Annotated in this window: 22 protein-coding genes, 1 pseudogene and 2 riboswitches; of the genes and pseudogenes, 18 read left to right on the plus strand and 5 right to left on the minus strand. The window is 68.6% G+C overall.

What is annotated here, in order from left to right; all coding sequences use genetic code 11:
• Window positions 1–126: 126 nt before the first annotated feature.
• Both chrA and IT41_RS06215 read right to left on the minus strand, forming a co-directional pair.
• Window positions 127–1,332, minus strand: a complete 1,206-nt coding sequence (gene chrA, locus IT41_RS06210) for a chromate efflux transporter (RefSeq protein ID WP_036739509.1) — start codon at window positions 1,330–1,332, stop codon at window positions 127–129.
• A gap of 122 nt (window positions 1,333–1,454) precedes the next feature.
• Entirely contained in the window at window positions 1,455–3,377 is a 1,923-nt protein-coding gene (locus tag IT41_RS06215; protein ID WP_036739511.1) for an FAD-binding monooxygenase, read from the minus strand.
• Window positions 3,378–3,540: 163 nt separating this feature from the next.
• Here IT41_RS06215 and IT41_RS06220 point away from each other — a divergent pair, with 163 nt between their 5' ends.
• The gene (locus IT41_RS06220; RefSeq protein WP_036739512.1) at window positions 3,541–3,990 is read left to right on the plus strand and encodes a MarR family winged helix-turn-helix transcriptional regulator; all 450 of its coding nucleotides are present in this window, start codon (window positions 3,541–3,543) and stop codon (window positions 3,988–3,990) included.
• A gap of 15 nt (window positions 3,991–4,005) precedes the next feature.
• Here the strand turns inward: IT41_RS06220 and cobO are convergent, their stop codons facing one another.
• Window positions 4,006–4,617 carry a cob(I)yrinic acid a,c-diamide adenosyltransferase gene (gene cobO, locus IT41_RS06225; RefSeq protein ID WP_036739513.1) on the minus strand — a complete coding sequence of 204 codons (612 nt, stop codon included), beginning with the start codon at window positions 4,615–4,617 and terminating at the stop codon, window positions 4,006–4,008.
• 37 nt (window positions 4,618–4,654) lie between these two features.
• A riboswitch (cobalamin riboswitch) is annotated at window positions 4,655–4,867 on the plus strand.
• A 75-nt stretch (window positions 4,868–4,942) separates the two neighbouring features.
• Between cobO and IT41_RS06230 the strand changes: the two genes are divergently transcribed.
• The 7 genes and pseudogenes from IT41_RS06230 to cobJ all read left to right on the plus strand — a co-directional run bounded on the left by IT41_RS06230 (window position 4,943) and on the right by cobJ (window position 12,786).
• On the plus strand, window positions 4,943–5,296 hold the full coding sequence (locus tag IT41_RS06230) for a DUF1636 family protein (RefSeq protein ID WP_036739514.1): 354 nt from the start codon (window positions 4,943–4,945) through the stop codon (window positions 5,294–5,296).
• 3 nt (window positions 5,297–5,299) lie between these two features.
• Window positions 5,300–6,346: a cobalamin biosynthesis protein CobW gene (gene cobW / locus IT41_RS06235; protein WP_036739516.1), complete on the plus strand. Its 1,047-nt coding sequence runs from the start codon at window positions 5,300–5,302 to the stop codon at window positions 6,344–6,346.
• The gene (cobN, locus tag IT41_RS06240; protein ID WP_036739518.1) at window positions 6,346–9,531 is read left to right on the plus strand and encodes a cobaltochelatase subunit CobN; all 3,186 of its coding nucleotides are present in this window, start codon (window positions 6,346–6,348) and stop codon (window positions 9,529–9,531) included. The genes cobW and cobN overlap by 1 nt, the downstream gene beginning before the upstream one ends.
• Before the next feature lie 44 nt (window positions 9,532–9,575).
• A pseudogene (locus IT41_RS21500) lies at window positions 9,576–9,725 on the plus strand (precorrin-3B synthase); the annotation flags it as partial.
• A 966-nt stretch (window positions 9,726–10,691) separates the two neighbouring features.
• Complete coding sequence (locus IT41_RS06250) at window positions 10,692–11,318, plus strand: precorrin-8X methylmutase (RefSeq protein ID WP_414811547.1); 627 nt, start codon at window positions 10,692–10,694, stop codon at window positions 11,316–11,318.
• Between the two features lie 2 nt (window positions 11,319–11,320).
• A complete protein-coding gene (gene cobI, locus IT41_RS06255) occupies window positions 11,321–12,058 on the plus strand; it encodes a precorrin-2 C(20)-methyltransferase (RefSeq protein ID WP_036739521.1) in 738 nt (245 codons plus the stop codon).
• Window positions 12,055–12,786 carry a precorrin-3B C(17)-methyltransferase gene (cobJ, locus tag IT41_RS06260; RefSeq protein WP_036739523.1) on the plus strand — a complete coding sequence of 244 codons (732 nt, stop codon included), beginning with the start codon at window positions 12,055–12,057 and terminating at the stop codon, window positions 12,784–12,786. The genes cobI and cobJ overlap by 4 nt, the downstream gene beginning before the upstream one ends.
• Here the strand turns inward: cobJ and IT41_RS06265 are convergent.
• Entirely contained in the window at window positions 12,762–13,499 is a 738-nt protein-coding gene (locus tag IT41_RS06265; RefSeq protein ID WP_052081300.1) for a cobalt-precorrin-6A reductase, read from the minus strand. The two genes, cobJ and IT41_RS06265, sit on opposite strands and share 25 nt — an antisense overlap.
• Here IT41_RS06265 and cbiE point away from each other — a divergent pair.
• From cbiE to IT41_RS06315, 10 genes are all read left to right on the plus strand, one after another.
• Window positions 13,498–14,676, plus strand: a complete 1,179-nt coding sequence (gene cbiE / locus IT41_RS06270) for a precorrin-6y C5,15-methyltransferase (decarboxylating) subunit CbiE (RefSeq protein ID WP_036739681.1) — start codon at window positions 13,498–13,500, stop codon at window positions 14,674–14,676. The genes IT41_RS06265 and cbiE overlap by 2 nt on opposite strands.
• Window positions 14,673–15,023, plus strand: a complete 351-nt coding sequence (locus IT41_RS06275) for a cobalamin biosynthesis protein (protein ID WP_036739525.1) — start codon at window positions 14,673–14,675, stop codon at window positions 15,021–15,023. The genes cbiE and IT41_RS06275 overlap by 4 nt, the downstream gene beginning before the upstream one ends.
• Complete coding sequence (cobM, locus tag IT41_RS06280; protein WP_036739527.1) at window positions 15,020–15,793, plus strand: precorrin-4 C(11)-methyltransferase; 774 nt, start codon at window positions 15,020–15,022, stop codon at window positions 15,791–15,793. The genes IT41_RS06275 and cobM overlap by 4 nt, the downstream gene beginning before the upstream one ends.
• Window positions 15,790–17,130 carry a cobyrinate a,c-diamide synthase gene (locus tag IT41_RS06285; protein ID WP_036739528.1) on the plus strand — a complete coding sequence of 447 codons (1,341 nt, stop codon included), beginning with the start codon at window positions 15,790–15,792 and terminating at the stop codon, window positions 17,128–17,130. The genes cobM and IT41_RS06285 overlap by 4 nt, the downstream gene beginning before the upstream one ends.
• Window positions 17,131–17,135: 5 nt before the next feature.
• Window positions 17,136–17,345: riboswitch (cobalamin riboswitch) on the plus strand.
• A gap of 34 nt (window positions 17,346–17,379) precedes the next feature.
• Entirely contained in the window at window positions 17,380–18,045 is a 666-nt protein-coding gene (locus IT41_RS06290; RefSeq protein WP_036739529.1) for an energy-coupling factor ABC transporter permease, read from the plus strand.
• Window positions 18,046–18,093: 48 nt separating this feature from the next.
• The gene (gene cobF / locus IT41_RS06295; RefSeq protein WP_036739530.1) at window positions 18,094–18,846 is read left to right on the plus strand and encodes a precorrin-6A synthase (deacetylating); all 753 of its coding nucleotides are present in this window, start codon (window positions 18,094–18,096) and stop codon (window positions 18,844–18,846) included.
• Window positions 18,847–19,022: 176 nt separating this feature from the next.
• Window positions 19,023–19,478, plus strand: coding sequence for a c-type cytochrome (locus IT41_RS06300; protein ID WP_036739531.1), 456 nt, complete (start codon window positions 19,023–19,025; stop codon window positions 19,476–19,478).
• Window positions 19,478–20,080, plus strand: coding sequence for a cytochrome b/b6 domain-containing protein (locus tag IT41_RS06305; RefSeq protein ID WP_052081301.1), 603 nt, complete (start codon window positions 19,478–19,480; stop codon window positions 20,078–20,080). Before IT41_RS06300 ends, IT41_RS06305 begins: the two co-directional genes overlap by 1 nt.
• 138 nt (window positions 20,081–20,218) lie before the next feature.
• A complete protein-coding gene (locus IT41_RS06310) occupies window positions 20,219–21,022 on the plus strand; it encodes a calcium-binding protein (RefSeq protein WP_036739532.1) in 804 nt (267 codons plus the stop codon).
• A gap of 250 nt (window positions 21,023–21,272) precedes the next feature.
• Window positions 21,273–21,425: a hypothetical protein gene (locus IT41_RS06315; RefSeq protein ID WP_156116954.1), complete on the plus strand. Its 153-nt coding sequence runs from the start codon at window positions 21,273–21,275 to the stop codon at window positions 21,423–21,425.
• 59 nt (window positions 21,426–21,484) lie between these two features.
• Here IT41_RS06315 and parC read toward each other — a convergent pair whose 3' ends face one another.
• Window positions 21,485–23,713, minus strand: coding sequence for a DNA topoisomerase IV subunit A (gene parC / locus IT41_RS06320; RefSeq protein ID WP_036739535.1), 2,229 nt, complete (start codon window positions 23,711–23,713; stop codon window positions 21,485–21,487).
• Window positions 23,714–23,740: the final 27 nt, after the last annotated feature.

Consider the following 23,740-nt stretch of genomic DNA (forward strand, 5'->3'; position numbering starts at 1 on the left):
GAACGGTTTCGTCAAACCTTGCCTTGAGGCGATATGAATGTCCGCTTCATGAATCGCCTCAAGGCTGAGATGGCCGCATTGCGCAAGCGATTGCGTAATATAGCGAATGTCAGCATTCCCTCGGATCTAGACCATGGCAAGGCCCGCGCCGCCGGCGGCCGCCAGCGCCACCACGGCCCATGACGGCGCGCGCCAGACGGTCAGCGCGACAAAGCAGATCAGCGCCAGCGCGAAATCCGGCATGCCGCGCACGGCGCCGGTAAAGACCGGACTGTAAAGCGCGGCGCCCAGAATGCCGACCACCGCCGCATTGGCACCCCGCATCATCGCCTGCGCCGATGGCCGCGCGCGCAGCAGATGCCAGAATGGAAGGGCCGCGATCAGGACCAGAAAGCCCGGCAGGAACAGCGCCACCAGCGCGATCGCCGCGCCGGTGACGCCGCCGGGCGCGGGCGCGCTGACCGCTCCCAGCCATACCGCGACGGTGAACAGCGGCCCCGGCACCGCCTGCGCGGCACCGTAGCCGGCCAGAAAGGCGTCCTCGCCGACCCATCCCGGCGCGACGACCTCGGACTGCAGCAAGGGCAGCACGACATGGCCGCCACCAAAGACCAGCGCGCCGGCGCGGTAAAAGGCATCGACCAGCGCAAACCCCTGCCCCAGCCCGGCCAGAAGCGGCAACGCCGCCAGCAGCAGCGCGAATAGCGCCAGCGCGGCCAGCCCCGCGCCGCGCGTGACGGGCACGGGCAGATGCAGGCCGGCACGCGCCGCGCCGCCGCCAAGGGCCAGTCCGGCCGCGCCGCCCAGCAGAATGGCGGCGATCATGCCCGGCGCGCCGGGCAGCGCTGCCAGCAGGACCACCGCGCCCACGGCGATCGCCGCCCGCCCGCGATCCGGGCACAGGTTGCGCGCCATGCCCCAGACCGCCTGCGCGACGATCGCCACCGCCACCAGCTTGAGCCCGTGCAGCACGCCCTGCGCCAGCACGCCCTCAAGCCGCGCGGCGGTCAGGGCGAGGACCAGCAGGAGCAGCGCCGATGGCAGGGTGAAGCCGGCAAAGGCCGCCAGCGCCCCCCGCCAGCCCGCCCGCATCAGCCCGAGCGCAAAGCCCACCTGGCTTGAGGCCGGGCCGGGCAGGAACTGGCACAGCGCCACCAGATCGGCATAAGCGGCATCGTCCAGCCATCCGCGCCGGGTCACGAATTCGTCGCGGAAATAGCCCAGATGCGCGATCGGCCCGCCGAAGGAGGTCAGGCCCAGCTTCAGAAAGGCGGCAAAGACCTCGGCCGCGCCGCCCTGCCCCTGCCCCTGCCTTACCGCCTGTTGCGCCATTGCGCCCCCTTCCCATCGTCCCGCCGGGGGCCAGCATGACCCCCGGGCCGTTACGCGAGCGTGACAGTTTCCGGCGCGGATTGGCAGTCGCATCGGGCGAGCGATCCGGCGTCCTGTCGGGTTCAGACGGCCCGGGCCGGCAGCATGAAGCCGTCAAAGAACGCGGCCAGCGCGGCGTGATCCTCCAGCGGCAGGACATGCGCCACATATTGATCGGGGCGGACGATCACCATGCAGCCCCGCTTGCGGTCGATGCCGCGCAGATCAAAGATATCCTGCCCCTCGCGCCGGTCGGCACAGAACATCTTTTCGTAATCGACCAGCCCGAACCGGCCCTTGCACGGCAGCAGACAGGCCGGCATCCTCTCCAGCGCCAGATCGCGCGCGCCCTGCTGAAAGACCGCGCGCAGGTCGATCACCGCATCCGGGTCCGCCCCCTCGGGCGTGTATCTGCGCATCGGCGACGCGGGCGAGGTCGCCAGAAAATCGCAAAGCCCGCGGATCGCCGAACCCTCGGTCGCCGGATCCTCGTCGGGGCTGAACGCGAACAGCCGCCAGCGCGTATCGGCCTGGATGCAATGGCCCAGCTCCATCCGCCTGACATCGCCCAGCCGCACGACCGGGGCAGAGTGAAACCGGGTGCCGATCCGGAACCCCCAGGCCAGATCCTGCGAGCCGGCACCCCCGGTCAGGGCAGAGGGCTGATAGGTCACGGACATCCCCGCCGTATAGCGGCCCTGCTCGATGAAATAGCGCTGGAATTTCGGCGCGTCGCCGTCGTCCTGAACCCCTTCGGGGCGTTCGCTGATGATCCGCGACCATTCGCGGTCGAAATCGATCAGATCCTGCGCCACCGCCCGCCGTTCGGCGGAATAGCTGTGCAGGATTTCCGGCGGGCAGCGCCCCTGCAGGACCGAGACCAGCTTCCAGCCCAGATTGAACGCATCCCCCATCGAGACATTCATCCCCTGCCCCGCCTTGGGGCTGTGGGTGTGACAGGCATCGCCGGCGATGAAGACATGCGGCAGACGGCTGTCCACCTGATCCTGCGGCACATCGTCGAACTTGTCGGTCAGGCGCTGGCCGATCTCATAGACGGACCACCAGGCGACATCCCTGACCTCGATCGAATAGGGGCGAAAGATGCGCTGCGCCGCCGCGATCAACTGGTCGATGGTGATATTGCGGCTTGCCACGCGCTCATCCGCGCCCAGCTTGTCCATCTCGATATAAAGGCGGGTCAGGTAGCCGCCTTCGCGCGGGATGATCAGGCATGTGCCCTGATCGGCGGACTGGATCAGCGTCTTGCAGCGGATATCGGGGAAATCGGTGACGCAAAGCACATCCATCACGCCCCAGGCCTTGTTGGCGGAATCGCCGACCAGTTCGCGCCCGATGGCCTTGCGCACGGCGCTGCGTGCCCCGTCGCAGCCGACGACATAGCGGGCGCGCAGGGTCACGGTCTGCCCTTCGCCTTCGGGATCGACGCGTTCCAGCGTCACGGTCACGGGATGGTCGCCGCCCTTGGGGTCAACCCGCAGATCGGCCAGTTGCAGCGCATAATCCGGCTCCAGCCGCGAGGGCGATTTGCGCATGATATCCAGATACATGTCATGCACGCGGGCCTGATTCAGGATGATATGCGGCATCTCGGACAGGCCGTCCTCGACATCCTGCACGCGGCCGTTGCGGATCAGATGCGCGGGGTTTTCCGGGTCGGGCTTCCAGAAGGTCGTCTCATTGACCCAATAGCCCTGTTTCAGCACCGTCTCGGCAAAGCCGAAGGCGTTGAACATCTCCATCGAGCGGCACGAGATCCCGTCCGCCTGCCCCTTGTCCATCGGGCCGGGTTTGCGCTCCACGATGCGGGTCGTGATATCGGGAAAGGCGGCCAGTTGTGCCGCCAGCGTCAGCCCGGCCGGGCCGCAGCCCACGATCAGCACATCCACCGTATCGGGCAGACCTGCCGCCGGATCGGGGCGGCCGGGCGCCGCGTCGAAAAGCTCCGGATCGCCGGGACGAAAACCGTTCAGGTGATATTGCATGGCAGCGCCTCCCCCAAGGAATGAATTGATAAGTTGACTTACTATTTACAACCCGAGTCGGTCAAGAGAAAAGTAAGTAGACATATCAATTCTGCTGCTGTTAACTTGCCATGGCCCCCGCAGGGCGGCGGGAGAGGGGCAAAACCGGAAAGGAAAAGGCGCCATGTCGGTCAAGCTTCGGATGGCCGGGCATCTGATCAGGCGGCTGCATCAGGTCTCGACCCATATCTTCACGCAGCGCATGCGCGAGGCGGGATTCGACCTGACCCCGGTGCAGTTCGCGGCGCTGGAATCCTTGCGCCACAATCCGGGCACCGATCAGGCCGGGCTGGCGCAGGCGGTGGCCAAGGACCGCGCGACCATCGGCGCGGTGGTCGACCGGCTTGAGCAAAAGGGGCTGATCGCCCGCAGCGTCAGCCAGCGCGACAAGCGCGCGCGTGTGCTGGCCCTGACGGAGCAAGGGCAGAACACCATCGCCGCCGTGCTGCCGGTGGTCGAGGCGCTGCAAAGGGACATGCTGCCGGGCCTGAGCGATGCCGAATATGCCCAGTTCATCGCCCTTGCCAGCAAGGCCGCCGAGGCGGCCGAGACGCTGGACACCGGAGCCGGCTGACGCGCCCGGCGCGGGCTAGAACTCGACCCCCGGCTGCGCCTTGATGCCGTCGCGGAACGGGTGCTTGACCGCCTCCATCTCGGTCACAAGATCGGCCAGTTCGATCAGTTCGGGCCGGGCATTGCGGCCGGTCAGCACGACATGGGTCATGGGCGGCTTTTCGTCGCGCAGGAAATCCACCACCTCGGCGATATCCAGATAGTCATAGCGCAGCGCGATGTTGATTTCGTCCAGCAGCACCATGCGGATATCGGGGTTGCGGATCAACTCTTGCGCCTTGTGCCAGCCGGCGCGGGCGGCGGCGATGTCGCGCGCCTTGTCCTGGGTTTCCCAGGTGAACCCCTCGCCCATGGCATGAAACTGGCACAGATCGCCGAAATGCGTGGTCAGCAGGCGACGCTCGCCCGTGTCCCAGGCGCCCTTGATGAACTGCACCACCGCGCAGGGCATCCCATGCGCGATGCAGCGCAGGATCATGCCGAAGCCCGAGGACGACTTGCCCTTGCCCTTGCCGGTATGGACGATGACCAGCCCCTTTTCACCCTGTTTGCCCTGCATCATGCGGTCGCGCGCGGCCTTGATTTTCGCCATCTTGGCGGCGTGGCGGGCATTGTCGTCGGCTTCCATCGGGGACTCCTGTGCTTGACAAGTCGGGGCCGGGCGCGCACAGATCTGCTGCGCTGGTTCCTGTCCTATGACAGGCCAAGAGGGAATGCGAAAGGTTTGCGCCGCAAGGCCGGACCCGAATGCAGCCGCCCCCGCGACCGTGACCGGAGAGGTCGCCCGATACCACTGGCAACAGCCGGGAAGGTGGGCCGGCCGTTGGCGAAAGCCTGAATCCGCAAGCCGGGAGACCTGCCAGCAGCGAATATTGACCGGCGGACGGGGTGTTCCTGCCAGGGCTCGCGGATGATCTTCGCGCCCTCGTGCCGCCATGATGGATGAAGGGTGCATGGACGTTTCCTTGCTTGTCTGCACGACGTGCCGCGCCGGCCAGCCGGTGATTGAGGGTGAACCTGTCCCCGGCGCGCGGCTTCACGCGGCGCTGGAGCGGATCGGCGCGCCCGAGGGCGTGCGCATCCTGCCGGTCGAATGCCTCTCGGCCTGTTCGAACGGCTCGGCCATCGCATTGGCCGGCCCCGACCGCTGGACCTATGTTTACGGCCAGATGTCGGATGCCGACGCACCCGAAATCATGCAGGGCGCCGCCGCCTATGCCGAAACCCCCGACGGGATCGTGCCCTGGCGCGAACGCATCGCCATTTTCCGCAAGCGCAGCATCGCGCGCATTCCTCCGATTGGATAGACCATGACCGACCTGACCAAGACCCCCGTCACCGTGATCACCGGCTTTCTGGGGGCCGGCAAGACCACGCTGATCCGGCACCTGATGCTGAACCCGCAGGGCAAACGGCTGGCGGTGCTGGTCAATGAATTCGGCACCATGGGTGTCGATGGCGATATCCTGAAAAGCTGCGCCGACGAAAACTGCCCGGCCGAGAATATCATGGAACTGTCGAACGGCTGCATCTGCTGCACCGTCGCCGATGATTTCATTCCCACGCTGGAACGGCTGATGGCCATGCCGCAGAAACCCGATCACATCCTGATCGAGACCTCGGGGCTGGCCCTGCCCAAGCCGCTGCTCAAGGCCTTTGACTGGCCGGCGATCCGGTCGCGCATCACCGTCGATGGCGTGATCGCCCTGGCCGATGCCGAGGCGGTGGCGGCGGGCCGTTTCGCCCCCGACGAGGCCGCCGTTCAGGCGCAGCGCGAAGCCGATGACAGTCTGGACCATGAAACGCCGCTGTCCGAGGTGTTCGAGGATCAGATCGCCTGCGCCGATATCGTGCTGCTCAGTAAGGCCGATCTGGCCGGCGATGCCGGCCTTGCCGCCGCCCGCGCCGTGATCGAGGCCGAGGCCCCGCGCAAGCTGCCGATCCTGCCCCTGACCGATGGCGTCATCGACCCGCGCGTGATCCTGGGCCTGAATGCCGCGGCCGAGGACGATCTGGACGCCCGCCCCAGCCACCATGACGGCGCCGACGATCACGAACATGACGATTTCGAATCGGTGGTGATCGACCTGCCCGAAATCGACGACCCCGAGGATCTGGCCGCCCGCGTGGCGCGCCTTGCGCGTGATCAGAACATCCTGCGGGTCAAGGGCCATGTCGCTGTCGCCGGCAAGCCCATGCGCCTGCTTGTGCAGGCCGTGGGCGAACGGGTACGCCACCAATATGACCGGCCATGGGGCGATCAGCCCCGCGCCTCGCGTCTGGTGGTCATCGCCGAACATGACGATATCGACGCAGCCGCGATCCGCGCGGCCCTTGCGCAGGCCGTGCCCGCCTGATGCATGTCGTCTTTCGCGAAAGCAAAGGGCTTGAGGAAACCGAGGTCCCGACCGATCCCGGCCAAAGCCCCGCCGATCTGGTCGTCCTGTCCTATTCCGACAGCGATCTGGGCGCTTTCGCGGCGGGCTGGCACCGGGCGAATGGCGGGCTGCCTGCGCTGCGACTGTGCAATATCTCGGCGCTGCGGCATCCGGTTTCGGTCGATAATTACATCGAGACCACGCTATCCGGCGCCCGCGCCGTGCTGGTCCGCCTGATCGGGGGCGAGGCCTACTGGCCCTATGGCGTGGCCAGCCTTCAGGACCATGCCCGCCGCCACGGCATTGCGCTGGCGCTGCTGCCGGCGGACGGGCGGCCCGATCCGACGCTTGAACGCCTGTCCACCCTGCCCGCGCCGCTGCTCAGCGAACTGTCGGCCCTGTGCGACCAGGGCGGGGCGGTCGCCGCGCAGATGGCGCTGGCCCGGCTGGCCGGGGCCGCCGGCCTGCCCGCCGCCCCGGTCACGGGTCAGCCCGCCATCCCGCAATGGGGGTTTTACGATCCCGATGCCGGGGTGATAGCCGCGCCCTTGCCCGGCGAGAACCCGGTGCTGGTCAGCTTTTACCGCAGCTACCTGACCTCGGCCGATCTGGGCCCCGTGGATGCCATGATCCGGGCGCTGCGCGGGGCGGGCTTTGCCGCGACCGGCGTTTTCGCGCCCTCGCTGAAACTGCCCGGGCTGTCGGACTGGCTGCGCCCGCATCTGCCCGGGCTGGCGGCGGTGGTGAACATGACCGCCTTTTCCGCCCGCGACGGCAACGGCGCGACACCCTTTGACGGTGCCGATTGCCCGGTCTTTCAGGTTTCGCTGTCCACCGCCCCGCGTGCCCTGTGGCAGGCCGAGGAACGCGGGCTTTCCGCCGCCGATCTGGCCATGCATGTTGTCCTGCCCGAGGTGGACGGGCGCATCTTTCTGGGCGTCGTCAGCTTCAAGGCGGCCGAGCCGCGCGACCCCGATCTGCAATTCTCGCGCCAAGTCCATGCGCCCGACCCGGGGCGTATCGCGGCGGCGGTGACCCGGATCAAGGCATGGCACCGGCTGCGCCAGCCTGCGCGCCGGGCGCTGGTGCTTTCCACCTATCCCGGCAAGCCGCATCAGCTTGCCCATGCGGTCGGGCTGGACGCGCTGGCCTCCTGCGGCGCGATCCTTGGCATCGCGCATGACACTCTGGGCCGGCGGCTGCTGGCCGAGCGCCTGACCTGGCCCTTGTCTGAATACCGCCGCGCGCTGGCCCGCCTGCCCCAAAGCCTGAGGGACGATCTGCATGCCGCCTGGGGCGACCCGGCCCTTGACGCGCCCGAAGGCACGTTCCATTTCGCCGCCATCCGCGCGGGCGACGCGCTGATTGCCCTGCAACCCGAGCGGGGCGAGGTCGCGGCCCGCGCCGACGATTATCACGACCTGTCCCGCACCCCGCGCCATGGCTATGTCGCCTTTTACCTGTGGCTGCGCGATCAGACCGATGCGCTGATCCATATCGGCGCGCATGGCACGCTGGAATGGCTGCCGGGCAAATCCGTCGCGCTTTCGGACAGCTGCTGGCCGCAGGCACTGCTGGACGATCTGCCGATCATTTACCCCTTTATCATCAACGACCCGGGCGAGGCCGCACAGGCCAAGCGCCGGCTGGGCGCGGTCACGCTGGGCCATCTGCCGCCGCCGCTGGCCACGGCCGATCTGCCCGAAAACCTGAGCCATCTGGAACGCCTGCTGGACGAATATTCCACCGCCGACGGGCTGGACCCGCGCCGCCGCGACCGCCTGATCCTTGACATCCGCGACGAGGCACGCGCTGCCGGGGTGGAGGCCGATCTTGGCCTGCCGCCCGACGCCGCCCCGGCGCAGGCGATCCCGCTGATCGACCGCTTTGTCTGCGACCTCAAGGAAAGCCGCTTTGGCGAGGGGCTGCATATCTATGGCACCGGCGAATGCGGCGCGCAGGAACGGGAGGGGCTCGACCGCGCGCTGAAGGGGCTGCGGGTGGCGCCCGGCCCCTCGGGCTCGCCGGCGCGGGGACGGCGGGACGTGCTGCCCACCGGGCGCAACCTTTTCGCGGTGGACCCGCGCGCCGTGCCCTCACGCGCGGCGCATGCACAGGGCGTCAAGCTGGCCGAGGAACTGCTGCGCCGGCATTTGCAGGATCATGGCGACTGGCCGCGCGGCATCGTCGTCGATCTATGGGGCAGCGCGACCATGCGCACCGCGGGCGAGGAATTCGCCATGGCGCTGCATCTGGCGGGCCTCGCCCCCCGCTGGGATGCGGGGTCGGGGCGGGTCGGCGGCGTCGATGTGCTGACCCTGGCGGAACTGGGGCGGCCACGGATCGACGTGACGCTGCGCGTCTCGGGCCTGTTCCGCGATGTGTTCCCCGGCCTTGCCCAACTCTTTGAAACCGGGGCCGAGGCATTGGCCGCCCGCGATGAGTCCCCCGCCGACAACCCCTATCGCCAGCGCAGCCCGCGCGTATTCGGCCCCAAACCGGGGCTTTACGGGCTGGGCATGGCCGATCTGGCCGAGACCTTTACCGATCAGGCCCGCGCGGCGGCGGGCGAGGCATGGCTTGCCGCCTCGTCCCATGCGATCGGGGCGGATGGCGCGATCACGCATCGGCCGCAGGCGATCCGCGACCGGCTGGCGCGCGCGGATACGTTCGTCCACGCGCAGGATCTGCCCGAATCCGACCTGCTGCTGGCCAGCGATTACGCCGCGCATGAGGCGGGCTTTGCCGCCGCCATGGCCCGGATCGGCGCACCCGCGCCCGCGCTTTACCATCTGGACGCGACCCGGCCCGACCGGCCACAGGCCCGCAGCCTGACGCAGGAGATTGCCCGCGTCACCCGCGCCCGCGCCGCCAATCCGGCCTGGGCCGACGGGATGATGGGCCACGGCTTTCGCGGCGCGGCGGAAATCGCGGCGACGCTGGATCACATGGCGGCATTCGCCAATCTGGCCGGCGTCGTGCCCGGCCATCTGTTCGACCTCTACCATCAGGCCACGCTGGAACGCCCCGACCTTGTCGCCTTCATGGAGCGTGAAAACCCCGCCGCGCTGGCCGCCATGCGCGCCATGTTCGCGCGGCTGCGCGAGGCAGGGCTGTGGGTCACCCGCCGCAATGCCGTCCTGGCCGGCGAAGGCCTGGCATGAGCGGCTTTCAGATCAAGGGCTGGTGCCCCGGCGCGCTGCGGCCCATGGCCTCGGGCGACGGGCTGGTGTTGCGCATCAGGGCGCGCAACGGGCGGCTAAGCGTCAGGCAGGCGCAGGTCATCGCCCGACTTTCGCGCAGCCTTGGCAATGGGCTGATCGACCTGACCAGCCGCGCGAACCTGCAATTGCGCGGGCTGGATGCGCGCGGCCATGCGCGCGCCCTGACCGCGCTGCGCGGGCTGTGCCTGCTGGACGACAGCCCGGAGGCCGAGGCCCGGCGCAATGTCATCCTGACCCCCTTTGCACCCAAGGACGGGCCGGCATGGCGCGTGGCCTCGGCCCTGTCGGCACTGCTGACCGGAACCGGGGCACCCGATCTGCCCGGCAAGTTCGGCTTTGCCGTGGATCAGGCGCAGCCCCTCCTGTCGGGCGCGCCCGCCGATATCCGGCTGATCCCGGCGGGTAACGGCTGGCAGATCTGGCCCGAGGGCGCGGATTGGTTCCTGCCCGCCACGACCGAGACCGCCGCCGCGACGGCCATATCGCTGGCGCATTGGTTCATCGCGCAGGGCGGCGTCAGCGTCGCCCGCGGCCGCATGCGGGACCTGATCGCCCACAGCCCGCCCGCCCCCGGCGCGCGGCAGGGCATCCGGCCCCCGTCCGGCGCGGCCCCACAGCCGGGCCACCACCCGCAGGGCTGGCTGCTGGGTTTCGCCTTTGGCCTGATCACGCCGGGGCAGCTTGCCGCGCTGAAAGCCCCGGTCCGGCTGACACCATGGCGCATGCTGCTGGTCGAGGATCAGGTCAGCCCCGGCATTCGCGGGGCGATCCGCGCGGCGGGCGATCCGCTGCTGCGCATCCATGCCTGCGCCGGCGAACGCTGCGAACAGGGCCGCGCGCCCGTGCGCCGGATCGCCCGCGATCTGGCCCCGCATCTGGGACCGGATCGCAGCCTGCATGTCAGCGGCTGCGCCAAGGGCTGCGCGCATCGGGGCCGGGCCGACCTGACCCTGATCGCCACCGCGCCCGACCGTTTCGACCTGATCCGGGGCGGCAGCATCCGCGACGGAATCGCGCAGCGCGGGCTGGGCCTTGCCGACCTGACGCGCTTGCTTGACGGGAACGGGCATGAGATAGGCCCGAAAACACAAGGCATGCCCATGCACGAATACGAAACCGACGGCGCCCGCATCTATGCCCAGTCCTTTGCCACCATCCGGGCCGAGGCCGATCTGGCGCGCTTCGATGCCGATGAGGAACCCGTCGTCGTGCGCATGATCCACGCCGCCGGGCTGGTGGGGCTGGAACGCGATATCGCATTCTCGCCCGGCATGGCCTCAACCGCACGCCGCGCGCTTGAGGCCGGCGCGCCGATCCTGTGCGACGCGCGCATGGTCAGCGAAGGCATCACCCGCGCCCGCCTGCCCGCGAATAACCGCATCCTGTGCACGCTGAACGCGCCGGGCGTGCCGGAGCTGGCCGCCGGCATGGGCACCACGCGATCCGCCGCCGCGGTCGAGCTGTGGCGGCAATATCTGGGCGGTGCCGTGGTCGCCATCGGCAATGCCCCCACCGCGCTGTTTCACCTGCTGAACATGCTGCGCGACCCCGATTGCCCGCGTCCCGCCGCGATCATCGGCTGCCCGGTGGGCTTTGTCGGCGCCGCCGAATCCAAGGATGCGCTGATGGCGGACCTGCCCGCGCCTTCGCTGATCGTGCGCGGCCGGCTGGGCGGTTCGGCCATCACCGTGGCGGCGGTGAACGCGCTGGCCAGCAGAAAGGAATAGGCATGGGCAAGATCATCTGCGCGGGCCTTGGCCCCGGCGACCCCGACCTGATGTCCGTCCGCGCCGACCGCGCCATCCGCGGCGCGCGCCAGATCGCCTATTTCCGCAAGAAGGGGCGCGAGGGGCAGGCCCGCCGCATCGTCGCCCATATGCTGCGCCCCGATGTCGCCGAACATGCGATGGAATATCCGGTCACGACCGAGATCCCCTTTGACAGCCCGGAATATAACCGCCTGCTGTCGGCATTCTATGACGACTGGACCGCGCGGCTGGCCGCTTTGGCCGAGGCCGGCGATATCGTCGTGCTGTGCGAGGGTGACCCCTTGTTTTACGGCTCCTTCATGCATCTGCATGCCCGGCTGCAGGGGCTGGCTGTGGTTGAAATCATCCCCGGCATCCCCGGCATGACCGGCTGCTGGAACGTCGTCGGCCAGCCGATGACATGGGGCGACGATGCCATGTGCGTGCTGATGGGCACCCTGCCCGAGGGCGACCTGACCCGCCATATCCGCGCCTCGGACGCGGTGGTGGTGATGAAGACCGGCCGCAACCTGCCCAAGATCGCCCGCGCCATCGCCGCCGCCGGCCGCATGAGCGACGCCTGGCTGGTCGAGCGCGGCACCATGCCCAACCAGCGCATCATGCCGCTGGCCCAGGCCGATCTGGCCGCCTGCCCCTATTTCGCGACCGTGCTGGTCCATGGCAACGGCCGCCGCCCGCTGGCGGATGCGGCGGAATGACCGGCTGGCTGACCGTCGCGGGCATCGGGCCGGGGGCCGACGATCTGGTGACGCCGCAGGTCCGGGCGGCATTGGATCAGGCGACCGATGTGCTGGGCTATATCCCCTATGTCGCGCGCATCCCGCCACGCGAGGGGCTTGAACTGCACCGCTCGGACAACCGGCAGGAACTCTATCGCGCGCGCGGCGCACTGAACCTTGCGGCACAGGGGCGGCGGGTGGTCGTGGTCTCATCCGGCGATCCGGGGGTCTTCGCCATGGCCTCGGCCCTGTTCGAGGCGCTGGAGGGGCAGCCCGATCCCGCATTCGAGATCCGCATCCTGCCCGGCATCACCGCCATGCTGGCCGCCGCCGCCCGGCTGGGCGCGCCTCTGGGCCATGATTTCTGCGCCATCAACCTGTCGGATAACCTGAAGCCATGGGCGCTGATCGAGCGCCGGTTGCGGCTGGCCGCGCAGGCCGATTTCGCCATGGCCTTTTATAACCCACGCTCGAAATCCCGGCCCGGGGGATTCGGCCGTGCGCTGGAGATCCTGCGCGAGGAATGCGGCCCCGACCGGCTGATTTCCTTCGCCCGCGCGATCAGCACCCCGGACGAATGCCTGCGCACCCTGACCCTGGCCGAGGCCACGCCCGAGATGGCCGACATGCGCAGCATGGTCATTCTGGGCAGCAGCACCACCCGGCGGGTCGGACGCTGGGTCTATACGCCCCGATCCGCGCCATGAAGCCAGCCCATCACCTCGGCCACGGTTCCCACGATGCGGCGCGCGGGCAGCGCGGGGCGGTCGATGACGATGATCGGCAGGCCCAGTTCGCGCGCGGCGGTCAGCTTGGCCGCGGCGCCGCGACCGCCGGAATTCTTGGTCACCAGCCAGCCGATATCGTGGCGCTGCATCAGCGCCTTGTCGCCGGCCACGGTGAACGGGCCGCGCGACACGATCAGCGTGGCATCGCGCAGCGGATGGCTCGCGATCTCGGCAAAGCGCAGCAGCCAGCGGTGATGACGGGACAGGAACGGGGCCAGATGCTGGCGCCCGATGGCCAGGAACACGCCGGAGCCGTCGCCGGGCAGGGCCTCGGCCGCGGCGGCGAAATCCGGCACATGGGTCCAGCGGTCCTCGGGGCGGGCGGCCCATGGCGGGCGCTCCAGCACGATCAGCGGCACCCGCGCCCGCTGGGCCGCGACAAGGGCGTTGCGGCTGATCAGCGCGGCAAAGGGATGGGTCGCGTCGATCAGATGGGTGATCCGCTCGGCCCGCAGATATGCGGCCAGACCGTCCACGCCGCCGAAACCGCCGACCCGCATCGGCAGCGGCTGGCGGGCCAGCGCCTGCACCCGCCCGGCATAGGAATAGATCGCATCCATCCCCGCCCCGGCCAGCGCCTGCGCCATGGCCCGCGCCTCGGACGTGCCGCCAAGCAAGAGGATGCGCGTCATGTCTGATCCCTGGCTGACCATCATCGGTTTGGGCGAAGATGGACTGGCGGGCCTGCCCGCTGCAAGCCGTCAGGCGCTGGCGCGGGCGGAAATCGTGTTCGGCGCGCCCCGGCATCTGGAACTGGCGGAACTGACCGGACAGACCAGCGCGCGCGCATGGCCGGTCCCCTTCGATATCGCGCCGCTGCTGGCCCTGCGCGGGCGGCGCGTCGCGGCGCTGGTTTCGGGCGATCCGTTCTGGTTCGGGGCGGGCGGCACGCTGGCCGCAGCACTTGCGCCCGGAGAATGGCGCGCCCTGCCCGCGCCGGGCCTGTTCACGCTGGCCGCCGCAAGGCTGGGCTGGCGGCTTGAGGAAACCGCCTGTATCGGGCTGCATGCCGCGCCCCTGGCCCGGCTGCGCCCGCATCTGGCGCGCGGCTGCCGGGTGCTGGCCACCCTGCGCGACGGCGCGGCGCTGCCCGCGCTGGCCGAATGGCTGGCGGCGCAGGGCATGGGCGCAATGCGCCTGACGGTGCTGGAACGGCTGGGCGGCCCGCACGAGCGTATCCGCGTTACCACGGCCCTTGGCTTTGGCCTGACCGATATTCAGGCGCCGGTCGCCGTGGCGCTGGACGGGGATCACCTGCCCCCGGGCAGCGGCTTGCCGCGCGGCTTCGGCCTGCCCGATGACAGCTTTGCCCATGACGGCCAGATCACCAAGCGTGCCATCCGCGCGGTGACACTGGCCGCGCTCGCCCCCCGTCCGGGCGAAATGCTTTGGGATATCGGCGGCGGCTCGGGTTCGGTCAGCGTCGAGTGGTGCCTGAATGGCGGCCGCGCCATCTGCATCGAGCCGCGCGCCGACCGCATCGCCAATATCCGCGCCAATATCGCCGGTTTCGGGCTGGAGGGGCGGATGCAGGCGCTGCACGGCACGGCCCCCGATGCGCTGGCCGGCCTGCCCGTACCCGATGCGATCTTTATCGGCGGCGGTGCGGATGCGGCCCCGATCGCGGCGCTGCCCGCGGCCCGACTGGTCGTCAATGCCGTCACGCTGGAAACCGAAACGCTGCTGACCCGCCTGCATGCCGAACGCGGCGGCCGGCTGATCCGCCTGTCGGTCGAGGAGGCCGCGCCCCTGGGCCGGTCGCGCGGCTGGACCCCTGCCCGCCCGGTCACGCAATGGAGCTGGCCATGAGGGTTGCGGGCATCGGCTTCCGGCGGGCAGCGCGACTTGCATCCCTGCGCGATGCGCTAAGCCGCGCGGGCACGGCGGATGCGCTGGCGACGCGCAGCGACAAGGCACAAAGCCCCGCCATCCGCGATCTGGCCCGCGAAACCGGCCTGCCGCTGATCGCGGTCGAGGTCGCGGGCATCGCCACACCCAGCCAATCGCCGCGCATCCGCGCCCTCTGCGGTACCGGCTCGCTGGCCGAGGCCGCCGCCTTGGCCGCCCTTGCCCCCGGCGCGCGCATTGTGACCGCCCGGGTCACGTCCCAGGACGGCATGGCCACCGCCGCCATCGCCGAAGGAGAGCCCCCATGACCGTCCATTTCATCGGCGCCGGCCCCGGCGCGGCCGATCTGATCACCCTGCGCGGCCGCGACCTGATCGCCGCCTGCCCGGTCTGCCTTTACGCCGGCAGCCTTGTGCCGCAGGCGGTGCTGGAACATTGCCCGCCCGGCGCGCATATCGTGAATACCGCGCCGATGGATCTGGACCAGATCATCGCCGAGATCGCCCGCGCCCATGCCGCCGGCCAGGATGTCGCGCGGCTGCATTCGGGCGATCTGTCGGTCTGGTCGGCCATGGGCGAACAGTTGCGCCGCCTGCGCGCGCTGGACATCCCCTATGACGTGACGCCGGGCGTGCCGTCCTTCGCCGCCGCCGCCGCCGTTCTGGGGGCGGAACTGACCCTGCCGGGCGTGGCGCAATCGGTGGTGCTGACGCGGACCTCGGGCCGGGCCTCGGCCATGCCCGAGGGCGAGACGCTGGCCGCATTCGGCGCCACCGGCGCGACGCTGGCCATCCATCTGTCGGTGCATGTGCTGGACCGCGTTCAGGCCGAACTGATCCCCCATTACGGCGCCGATTGCCCCGTCGCGCTGGTCTTCCGCGCCAGCTGGCCCGACCAGCGGGTGATCCGCACGACGCTGGGCGCGCTGGATCCCGCAATCGGCGCGGGCCAGAGGACCGCCCTGATTCTGGTGGGCCGGGCATTGGCGGCAGACGATTTCGACGAAAGCCGCCTTTATGCCGGCGATTACGACCGCCGCTTTCGTCCGGTCGGCACCGATCCCCGGTTTCCGGAATGAAGGGGCTTGTGATCAGCGCCCCGGCCTCGGGCAGCGGTAAGACCACCGTCACGCTGGGCCTGATCGCGGCCCTGCGCGCGCGCGGGCTGGCGGTGCAGCCCTATAAAAGCGGGCCGGATTATATCGACCCCGCCTTTCACCGCGCGGCCGCCGGGCGCGAATCCTTCAATCTGGACAGCTGGGCCATGACCGGCGCGCAGATCGCGCATCTTCTGGCGGCGGGTCGGGACGCGGATATCGCGCTGGCCGAGGGCTCGATGGGGCTGTTCGACGGGGTGGCGCATCAGGGCGGCTGCGGCAATGGTGCCAGCGCCGATATCGCCGCGCTGACCGGCTGGCCCGTGCTGCTGGTCATGGACTGCAAGGGACAGGCGCAATCCGCCGCCGCCGTCGCACTGGGGTTTCGCCAGATGCGCGCGGATGTGCATCTGGCGGGGGTGGTCCTGAACCGCGTGGCCTCGGCCCGGCACGAGGCATTGATGCGCCACGCGCTGGACCCTTTGGGGATCAGGGTGCTGGGCGTCCTGCCGCGCGAGGCCGCGATCGAACTGCCCGAGCGGCATCTGGGCCTTGTCCAGGCGCGCGAACATGCCACGCTTGCCGCGCTGCTGGCGCAGGCGGGGCAGGCCGCGACGCGCTATCTGGATCTGGATGCGATCGTCGCGGCGGCCGCAGGGCAAGGCGTCGAGGCCGGGCCGTTCCGACCGTTGCCGCCCCCCGCCGAACGGATCGCGCTGGCGCAGGACGACGCGTTTTCCTTTATCTATCCACATCTGATCGCCGGCTGGCGCGCAGCCGGGGCGACGATCGTGCCGTTTTCGCCCCTGGCCGATCAGGCGCCCGATGACAGCGCCGGCGCCTGCTGGCTGCCCGGCGGCTACCCCGAGCTTCACGCCGGACGATTGGCCGCCGCCACGCATTTCCGCGACGGGCTGTCGCGCTTTGCCGAAACCCGGCCCGTCCATGGCGAATGCGGCGGCTATATGGCGCTTGGCGCGGGGCTGGTCGATGCCGATGGCACGCGCCACCGCATGGCCGGCCTTCTGGGGCTGGAAACCAGCTATGCCAAACGCCGCATGCATCTGGGCTATCGCCTGGCCGCGCCGCTGGCCCCGATCGCCGGCGCCTACGGCCAGCCGCTGACCGGGCATGAATTTCACTATGCCACCATCCTGTCCCAGCCCGACGCGCCGCTGGCCCGCGTGACCGACGCGAATGGCGCCGAGGTAGCCGAGACCGGCTCGCATCGCGCCATGCCGGGGGGCGGCCATGTCAGCGGCAGCTTTTTCCACATGATCGCGGAATCGCCGATGAGCGGCTTGACCCGCGCGCCGTGATGGCCTTTAGCTGAACGCCTGATCGGTGCCCGCCAAGACGCCATGCGTCGGGCTTAATCGGGAATGGGGAAGGGTTCGCCCAAAGCCCCAGCCGCCCCCGCGACTGTATGCGGCGAGCGTGCCTTATCTCATGCCACTGGGCGCTCGCGCCCGGGAAGGCCCGAGGCACGCCCCGACCCGCAAGCCAGGAGACCGGCCGTCAGCAACGCAACCCATCGCCGTCGGGTGTGACGGCTAAAGGAGACCGATATGCATATCGAACCCGGAATCGTTCAGGGCGCAAAGATCGCGCTCAGCTATGCCACCGCCGCAGGGGCGGGGCTTTTCACCATGAAACAGGCATGGGCCGGGCTGCGCGAACGCGGCCTTGGCTCGCTGGTCGGGCGCAGCACGCTGGCCGCCGCGCTCGGCTTCAGCTTCTTCGAGGTGCTGCCGCATTTCCCGGTCGGCGTCTCCGAGGTGCATTTCATCCTGGGCTCGACCCTGTTCCTGATCTTTGGCGCCGCGCCCGCCGCCATCGGGCTGGCGCTTGGGCTGCTGGTTCAGGGGCTGTTCTTCGCCCCCTTCGACCTGCCGCAATACGGCATGAACGTGACCACGCTGCTGGTGCCACTGTTCGCGCTGCAGGCGCTGGCGCGGCGGATCATCGCGCCGGGCACGGCTTATGTCGATCTGAGCTATGGCCAGGCGCTGGCGCTGTCGACCGCCTATCAGGGCGGGGTTGTGGCCTGGGTGGCCTTCTGGGCGATCTATGGTCAGGGGCTGGCCGGGATCGGCGGCATCGCCACTTTCGGCGCGGCCTATATGATGGTCGTGCTGATCGAGCCGCTGGTCGATCTGGCGGTGCTGGCGGGCGCGAAATCGCTGCGCGGGCTGCGTGACAGCGGGCTGGTGACGCCCCGGCTGTTCACCTGACCGGACAGCGCGCGGGCAAGGTTTGCCCGCGCATTCCCCGACAGCCGAATGGTGGAACTGATCCTGATCGGAATCGGGACCGGCAGTCCCGATCACCTGACCCTGCAGGCCACGGCTGAAATCGCCGCTGCGGACCTGATCCTGATTCCGCTGAAAGGCGCCGACAAAAGCGATCTGGCCGGGCTGCGCCGAAACATCTGCGCCGCCCATGCCGGGCCGCAGGCCCGCATCGCCGAATTCGACCTGCCGCGCCGCGACGCGCGGGACACCGATTACCGGCATGGCGTGGATCGCTGGCACGATGCCATCGCCGACAGCTGGGAGGCAACGATCCGCGCCCATCTGCCCGGCCTCTCGGGCCGGGTCGCGCTGCTGGTCTGGGGCGACCCCTCGCTTTACGACAGCAGCCTGCGCATTGCCCGGCGCCTGAGCGCGCGCCTGCCGCTGCGCCTGCGCGTGATCCCCGGCATCACCGCGATCCAGGCGCTATGCGCCGCCCATGCCATACCGCTGAACGCCATCGCCGCCCCGGTGCTGATCACCACCGGCCGGCAATTGCGCGATCACGGCTGGCCGCCCGGAGCGGATCGCATCGTGGTCATGCTGGACGGCGATAGCTCTTTCCAGGCCCTCGATCCGCAGGGCGTCACCATCTGGTGGGGCGCGTTCCTGGCGATGCCGGAACAGATCCTGCGCCATGGTCCGCTGGCCGCGACCGGCCCCGAGATCGTCGCCGCCCGAGCCAGCGCCCGCGCGGCGCATGGCTGGATCATGGATATCTACCTGCTGGAACGCGGATAACCCGGGCGCCGCCGCGGCCGGCGCATACCGGCGATTTCCCGCGCCCTGTCGTCAAGACGTCATGCATTTCACGATATTGGCATTTTTTGCGCGTTGGCAGAGCGGATGATCTGTGCAAGCTTTGCAGGCGCGCGATCCGTGATTGCAGCTCTGCGCCACATGAGAGGAACGACGACATGCGCCTTATTCTGACTGCCGCCGCTCTGGCTACGATACCGCTTGCCGCCATTGCCCAGGACGATCCGATCAGGAACACGATCGAGGCCCGTCAGGGATTTTACAAGATGCTGGCGATCAACATGGGCACGCTGGCCGGCATGGCCAAGGGCGATATTGAATATGACGAAACCGGCGCCAGCCTGGCCGCCGCCAATATCGAGGCGCTGGCCGGCTATGACCTGCCCAGCCTGTTCCTTGAGGGCAGCGCCTCGGGCGAGGTCGACGGCACCGCCGCCCTGCCCGATATCTGGGAAGACATGGATGATTTCCGCGCCAAGTTCGACGGGCTGCGCGAAGCCGCCGCCGGCGCGAGCACGGCCGTGACGGGCGGCGCCGGCAATGTCGGCCCGGTGGTCGGAAAGCTGGGCGGGGCGTGCAAGGCCTGCCACGACGACTATCGCGAGAAAGGCTGATGAGCGACGGCCCCGTCAAGCAGATGGGCGCCATCGACGAGGTGCGGCTGTGGGATCCGCTGCTGCGCGCCTTCCACTGGCTGCTGGTCCTGTTCGTGGTCACCAGCTGGCTTCTGGGCAAGTTCGGCCCCGACCAGATGACGCTGCATTTCTGGAGCGGCTATGTCGTGGCCGGGCTGCTGATCTTTCGGCTGGTCTGGGGCTTTGTCGGGCCGCCGCCGGCCCGGTTCAGCCATTTCATTCGCGGCCCCGGCGCCATCGCCGGCTATATGCGCGGCATGTTCCTGCGCCAGCCCAGCTATTGGCCGGGCCATAATCCGCTGGGCGCGCTGTCGGTCATCGCCATGCTGGCGGCGCTGGCGGCGCAGATCACAACCGGGCTGATCTCGGACCCCGACGACTATATCAATGTCGGGCCGCTGGCCTCGTATGTGAGCAGCGCCACCCGCTCCAAGGCGGTGGGCTGGCACGGTCTTGGCTCGACGCTGATCCTGCTGCTGGTGCTGATCCATGTCGCCGTGATCCTGTTCTATCGCTTCTGGAAGCACGAGAACCTGGTCAAGCCGATGATCACCGGAAAGAAACTGATCCGCCGGCGCTGACAGCGGGATCACAGGCCATGGCCCCGGCCTGTGACCCGCACGCATCAAGCTGGTACATTTTTCCGCACCACGACCGGAAATTGGCTTTGGCACGCCTGCAAATCCCCATAGCTTGCTGTCAAAACATGGGAGAAAGTCGTGATTTCCTGGATTGTGCTTGCCGGCTTTGGCCTGGCGATGATGGGGACCATCCTGTCGGACGACGATGACGACAATGAGTCCCGCAACGGCGAAGAGCTGGTTTACGAAGAGGGCGGCGACACCACCCTGACCGGCACGGACGGAAACGATATCGCGACGCTCGACCAGGAAGGGTTGACCGTCAATGGTGGTGCTGGCAACGACACGCTGACAAGCACCCGATTGGGTAATGTCCTGAACGGAGAGGCCGGCGACGATTACCTCGCAGGCATTGATTCCAATCAGCTCTATGGCGGCGATGGCGACGATGTCATCGAGTATTCCGACCCGGAATCAGTCGATACCACCGCGATCGTCGATGGCGGTGCCGGCGACGATACGATCAGCGTGACCGCCGCCACCGAAGAGGACTGGATCTACGGCGATCATGGCGGTGTCCGCGTTTCGGGCGGCGAAGGCAGTGACGACTTCACCCTGACCGCCGAGATGGACGACAGCGTCCCGAATCTCCCTGACGGATGGACCTCTACCGTCGAGACCGGGCTGGCACGGATTACCGATTTCAACCCCGATGAGGATGTTTTGACGATCCGGCTCCAGGCAGCCGAAGGCAGCAGCGAGCCCGAAACACCGGAAATCGAGTTCGAACAGGTCGAACCGCCCGAGGGCGAAGGCGGTTATACGACCACGGTCAGGCTTCGCTTTGCCGACACTGACAATCAGCTGGAAACTCTCGTCAGATTCACCATCCACAGCGACGTGCCCTTTACCCGCGACGTTATCAATTTCGTGAACCTGTGATGCGGCGCCGCGGTCCCGGGCCGGGACCGCGGCGCATCGGAAACAGGCCGTAAGCGGCACCGAAAGCGGCCGCGATCCGGGCCAAGGGCCCACGCCGGGCGCTCTCGATCACAATCCGGCGTGGTCCCGGCGCTGCGGCATTGATCGAATCAGCCCCTCGTGCCAGCCTGTGCATGCGAAGCCGCGCGATCTGGGCGGGCGCAATCTCGTCTCCGTCCACCGCGCCACGCATGACAAGGAGCACGACGACATGACCAGGACCATCGCCGCCGTTGCGGCACTTTTGCTGTCCGTGGCCGCCCTTCCGGCAGCAGCCGAATGCGTCAAGGGCCAGCCGCATGACGTATCGGCCTCGACCTCGACCGAGAAGCCGGTGATCCGGGCACCCGACGCCAACGCCTGAGGCTGAATGGCTGAGGGCGGCCCCGTGGCCGCCCTTGCGCATCGCTTACGGCAATCCGTTCAGTTGAACCTGTTGTCGCGCGGGAAACCGCGCGGCGCCATGTAGCCGGCCCCTGCCCGCTTGCCAAGCCAGGCGGACAGGTCTGGCTCGTGCCGCGTACGGCCGCCCGATTCCTGCCAGCGCAGCCCCTCGGCCAGGGTGATGCAGGCCGCATCAGACAACCCGCCATCCTTGAATTTCTGCAGGCGCACGCCCTTGCCGCGCCCCATCTCGGGCAGTTCCGTCAGCGGGAAGACCAGCATCTTGCGGTTTTCGCCCACGGTCACCAGATGATCGCCGCTGACCGCGCGGCAGAGCAGCGCGTCGCCATTGAGCACCTGCTTGCCGGCGCGGGTCTGGGCCTGAATGTCGCCGGCCCCGACGATGAACCCGTCCCCGGCCCTTGAGGCGACCAGATAGCGCCCGCCCTCGCGCCAGGGAAACAGGTCGATCACGGCGGCATCGTTGGGCAGGTCGATCATCAGGCGCAAGGGCTCGCCCATGCCGCGCCCGCCGGGCAGGGTGTTGGCGGGCAGGGTGTAAAAGCGGCCATTGGCGCCGAACACCATCAGCTTGTCGGTGGTTTCGGCATGCATGGCCAGGAAAGGCCCGTCGCCATCCTTGAATTTCAGTTCGGCATCCAGCGGCTGATGGCCCTTCATGGCGCGGATCCAGCCCATTTGCGAAAGGATGACGGTGATCGGCTCGCGCTCGATCATCGCGTCCATGTCGATCTCGGCCAGATCGCCGGCCTCGCCGATCTCGGTCCGGCGCAACCCGCCGGGGGCGGATTTGCCGAACTTGCCGCGCGTCTCGCGCAGTTCCTCGGCAATGCGCGACCATTGCGCGCCATCATCGGCCAGCATGGCGGCCAGAGCCTCGCGTTCGCGGGTCAGGTTCTCATGCTCGGTGCGCAGTTCCATTTCCTCAAGCTTGCGCAGGGCGCGCAGGCGCATGTTCAGGATCGCCTCGACCTGCACCTCGGACAGCTTGAATTCGGCCATCATCACCGATTTCGGATCGTCCTCATAGCGGATGATCTCGATCACCCGGTCCAGGTTCAGGAAGGCGATCATATAGCCCTCGAGCACCTCGAGCCGGGCGGCGATCTTGTCCAGCCGGTGGTTCGAGCGCCGCACCAGCACCTCGCGCCGGTGATCGAGAAAGGCGCGCAGCACCTCTTTCAGGCTGCACACCTTGGGCACGCGGCCGTCGATCAGCACGTTCATGTTCAGCCCGAAGCGGATTTCCAGGTCCGAGACCCGGAACAGCGCCGCCATCAACTGGTCGGCATCGACGGTGCGGGCGCGGGGTTCCAGAACGATGCGCACATCCTCGGTCGATTCGTCGCGCACATCGGCCAGGATCGGGATCTTCTTGGTCTGGATCAGCTCGGCCAGACGCTCGATCAGCTTGGATTTCTGAACCTGATAGGGGATTTCCGTGACCACGATCTGGTAATTGCCGCGGCCCAGATCCTCGCGTTCCCATTTCGCGCGCAGGCGCAGGCTGCCGCGGCCGGTGCGATAGGCCTCGGCAATGGTTTCGCGATCCTCGACCAGCACGCCGCCGGTCGGAAAATCGGGGCCGGGAATGATGGAGACCAGCGTGTCGTCGCGCGCATCGGGGGCCTTGATCAGATGCAGGCAGGCGTCGATGACTTCGTGCAGGTTATGGGGCGGGATGTTTGTGGCCATGCCGACCGCGATGCCGCTGGCGCCGTTGCACAAAAGGTTCGGGAAGGCCGCCGGCAGCACGACGGGCTCCTCGAGCGTGCCGTCGTAATTGGGGCGGAAATCGACCGCGTTTTCGGTCAGCCCCTCCATCAGGGCCTCGGCGGCGGCAGTCAGGCGGGCCTCGGTATAGCGGCTGGCGGCGGGGTTGTCGCCGTCGATATTGCCGAAATTCCCCTGTCCGTCCACCAGCGGATAGCGCATGGCGAAGGGCTGCGCGAGCCGCGCCATCGCGTCATAGATCGCGGCATCGCCATGGGGGTGGTAATTGCCCATCACATCGCCGGTGATCTTGGCCGATTTGCGAAACGCCCCGGTCGGAGACAGCCGCAACTCGCGCATCGCGTAAAGGATGCGCCGGTGCACGGGCTTGAGGCCATCGCGCGCATCGGGCAGCGCCCGGTGCATGATGGTCGAGAGCGCATAGGTCAGGTAGCGCTCGCCAATGGCGCGCGAGAGGGGTTCGGAACTGGTCTGATCCGCGTTGGGATCGGGGATGTTCGGATCGTCTGACATGGGCTCGTGAATAGGGCTGTGCGCGCT

This window comes from Paracoccus halophilus, assembly GCF_000763905.1.
GTDB classification, from domain to species: domain Bacteria; phylum Pseudomonadota; class Alphaproteobacteria; order Rhodobacterales; family Rhodobacteraceae; genus Paracoccus; species Paracoccus halophilus.

Bases quoted from the DNA above. Each gene is read 5' to 3' on its own strand.
- chrA (WP_036739509.1), bottom strand. From the start codon at position 1,332: ATGGCGCAACAGGCGGTAAGGCAGGGGCAGGGGCAGGGCGGCGCGGCC.
- IT41_RS06215 (WP_036739511.1), bottom strand. From the start codon at position 3,377: ATGCAATATCACCTGAACGGTTTTCGTCCCGGCGATCCGGAGCTTTTC.
- IT41_RS06220 (WP_036739512.1), top strand. From the start codon at position 3,541: ATGTCGGTCAAGCTTCGGATGGCCGGGCATCTGATCAGGCGGCTGCAT.
- cobO (WP_036739513.1), bottom strand. From the start codon at position 4,617: ATGGAAGCCGACGACAATGCCCGCCACGCCGCCAAGATGGCGAAAATC.
- IT41_RS06230 (WP_036739514.1), top strand. From the start codon at position 4,943: ATGGACGTTTCCTTGCTTGTCTGCACGACGTGCCGCGCCGGCCAGCCG.
- cobW (WP_036739516.1), top strand. From the start codon at position 5,300: ATGACCGACCTGACCAAGACCCCCGTCACCGTGATCACCGGCTTTCTG.
- cobN (WP_036739518.1), top strand. From the start codon at position 6,346: ATGCATGTCGTCTTTCGCGAAAGCAAAGGGCTTGAGGAAACCGAGGTC.
- IT41_RS06250 (WP_414811547.1), top strand. From the start codon at position 10,692: ATGCACGAATACGAAACCGACGGCGCCCGCATCTATGCCCAGTCCTTT.
- cobI (WP_036739521.1), top strand. From the start codon at position 11,321: ATGGGCAAGATCATCTGCGCGGGCCTTGGCCCCGGCGACCCCGACCTG.
- cobJ (WP_036739523.1), top strand. From the start codon at position 12,055: ATGACCGGCTGGCTGACCGTCGCGGGCATCGGGCCGGGGGCCGACGAT.
- cbiE (WP_036739681.1), top strand. From the start codon at position 13,498: ATGTCTGATCCCTGGCTGACCATCATCGGTTTGGGCGAAGATGGACTG.
- IT41_RS06265 (WP_052081300.1), bottom strand. From the start codon at position 13,499: ATGACGCGCATCCTCTTGCTTGGCGGCACGTCCGAGGCGCGGGCCATG.
- IT41_RS06275 (WP_036739525.1), top strand. From the start codon at position 14,673: ATGAGGGTTGCGGGCATCGGCTTCCGGCGGGCAGCGCGACTTGCATCC.
- cobM (WP_036739527.1), top strand. From the start codon at position 15,020: ATGACCGTCCATTTCATCGGCGCCGGCCCCGGCGCGGCCGATCTGATC.
- IT41_RS06285 (WP_036739528.1), top strand. From the start codon at position 15,790: ATGAAGGGGCTTGTGATCAGCGCCCCGGCCTCGGGCAGCGGTAAGACC.
- IT41_RS06290 (WP_036739529.1), top strand. From the start codon at position 17,380: ATGCATATCGAACCCGGAATCGTTCAGGGCGCAAAGATCGCGCTCAGC.
- cobF (WP_036739530.1), top strand. From the start codon at position 18,094: ATGGTGGAACTGATCCTGATCGGAATCGGGACCGGCAGTCCCGATCAC.
- IT41_RS06300 (WP_036739531.1), top strand. From the start codon at position 19,023: ATGCGCCTTATTCTGACTGCCGCCGCTCTGGCTACGATACCGCTTGCC.
- IT41_RS06305 (WP_052081301.1), top strand. From the start codon at position 19,478: ATGAGCGACGGCCCCGTCAAGCAGATGGGCGCCATCGACGAGGTGCGG.
- IT41_RS06315 (WP_156116954.1), top strand. From the start codon at position 21,273: ATGACCAGGACCATCGCCGCCGTTGCGGCACTTTTGCTGTCCGTGGCC.
- parC (WP_036739535.1), bottom strand. From the start codon at position 23,713: ATGTCAGACGATCCGAACATCCCCGATCCCAACGCGGATCAGACCAGT.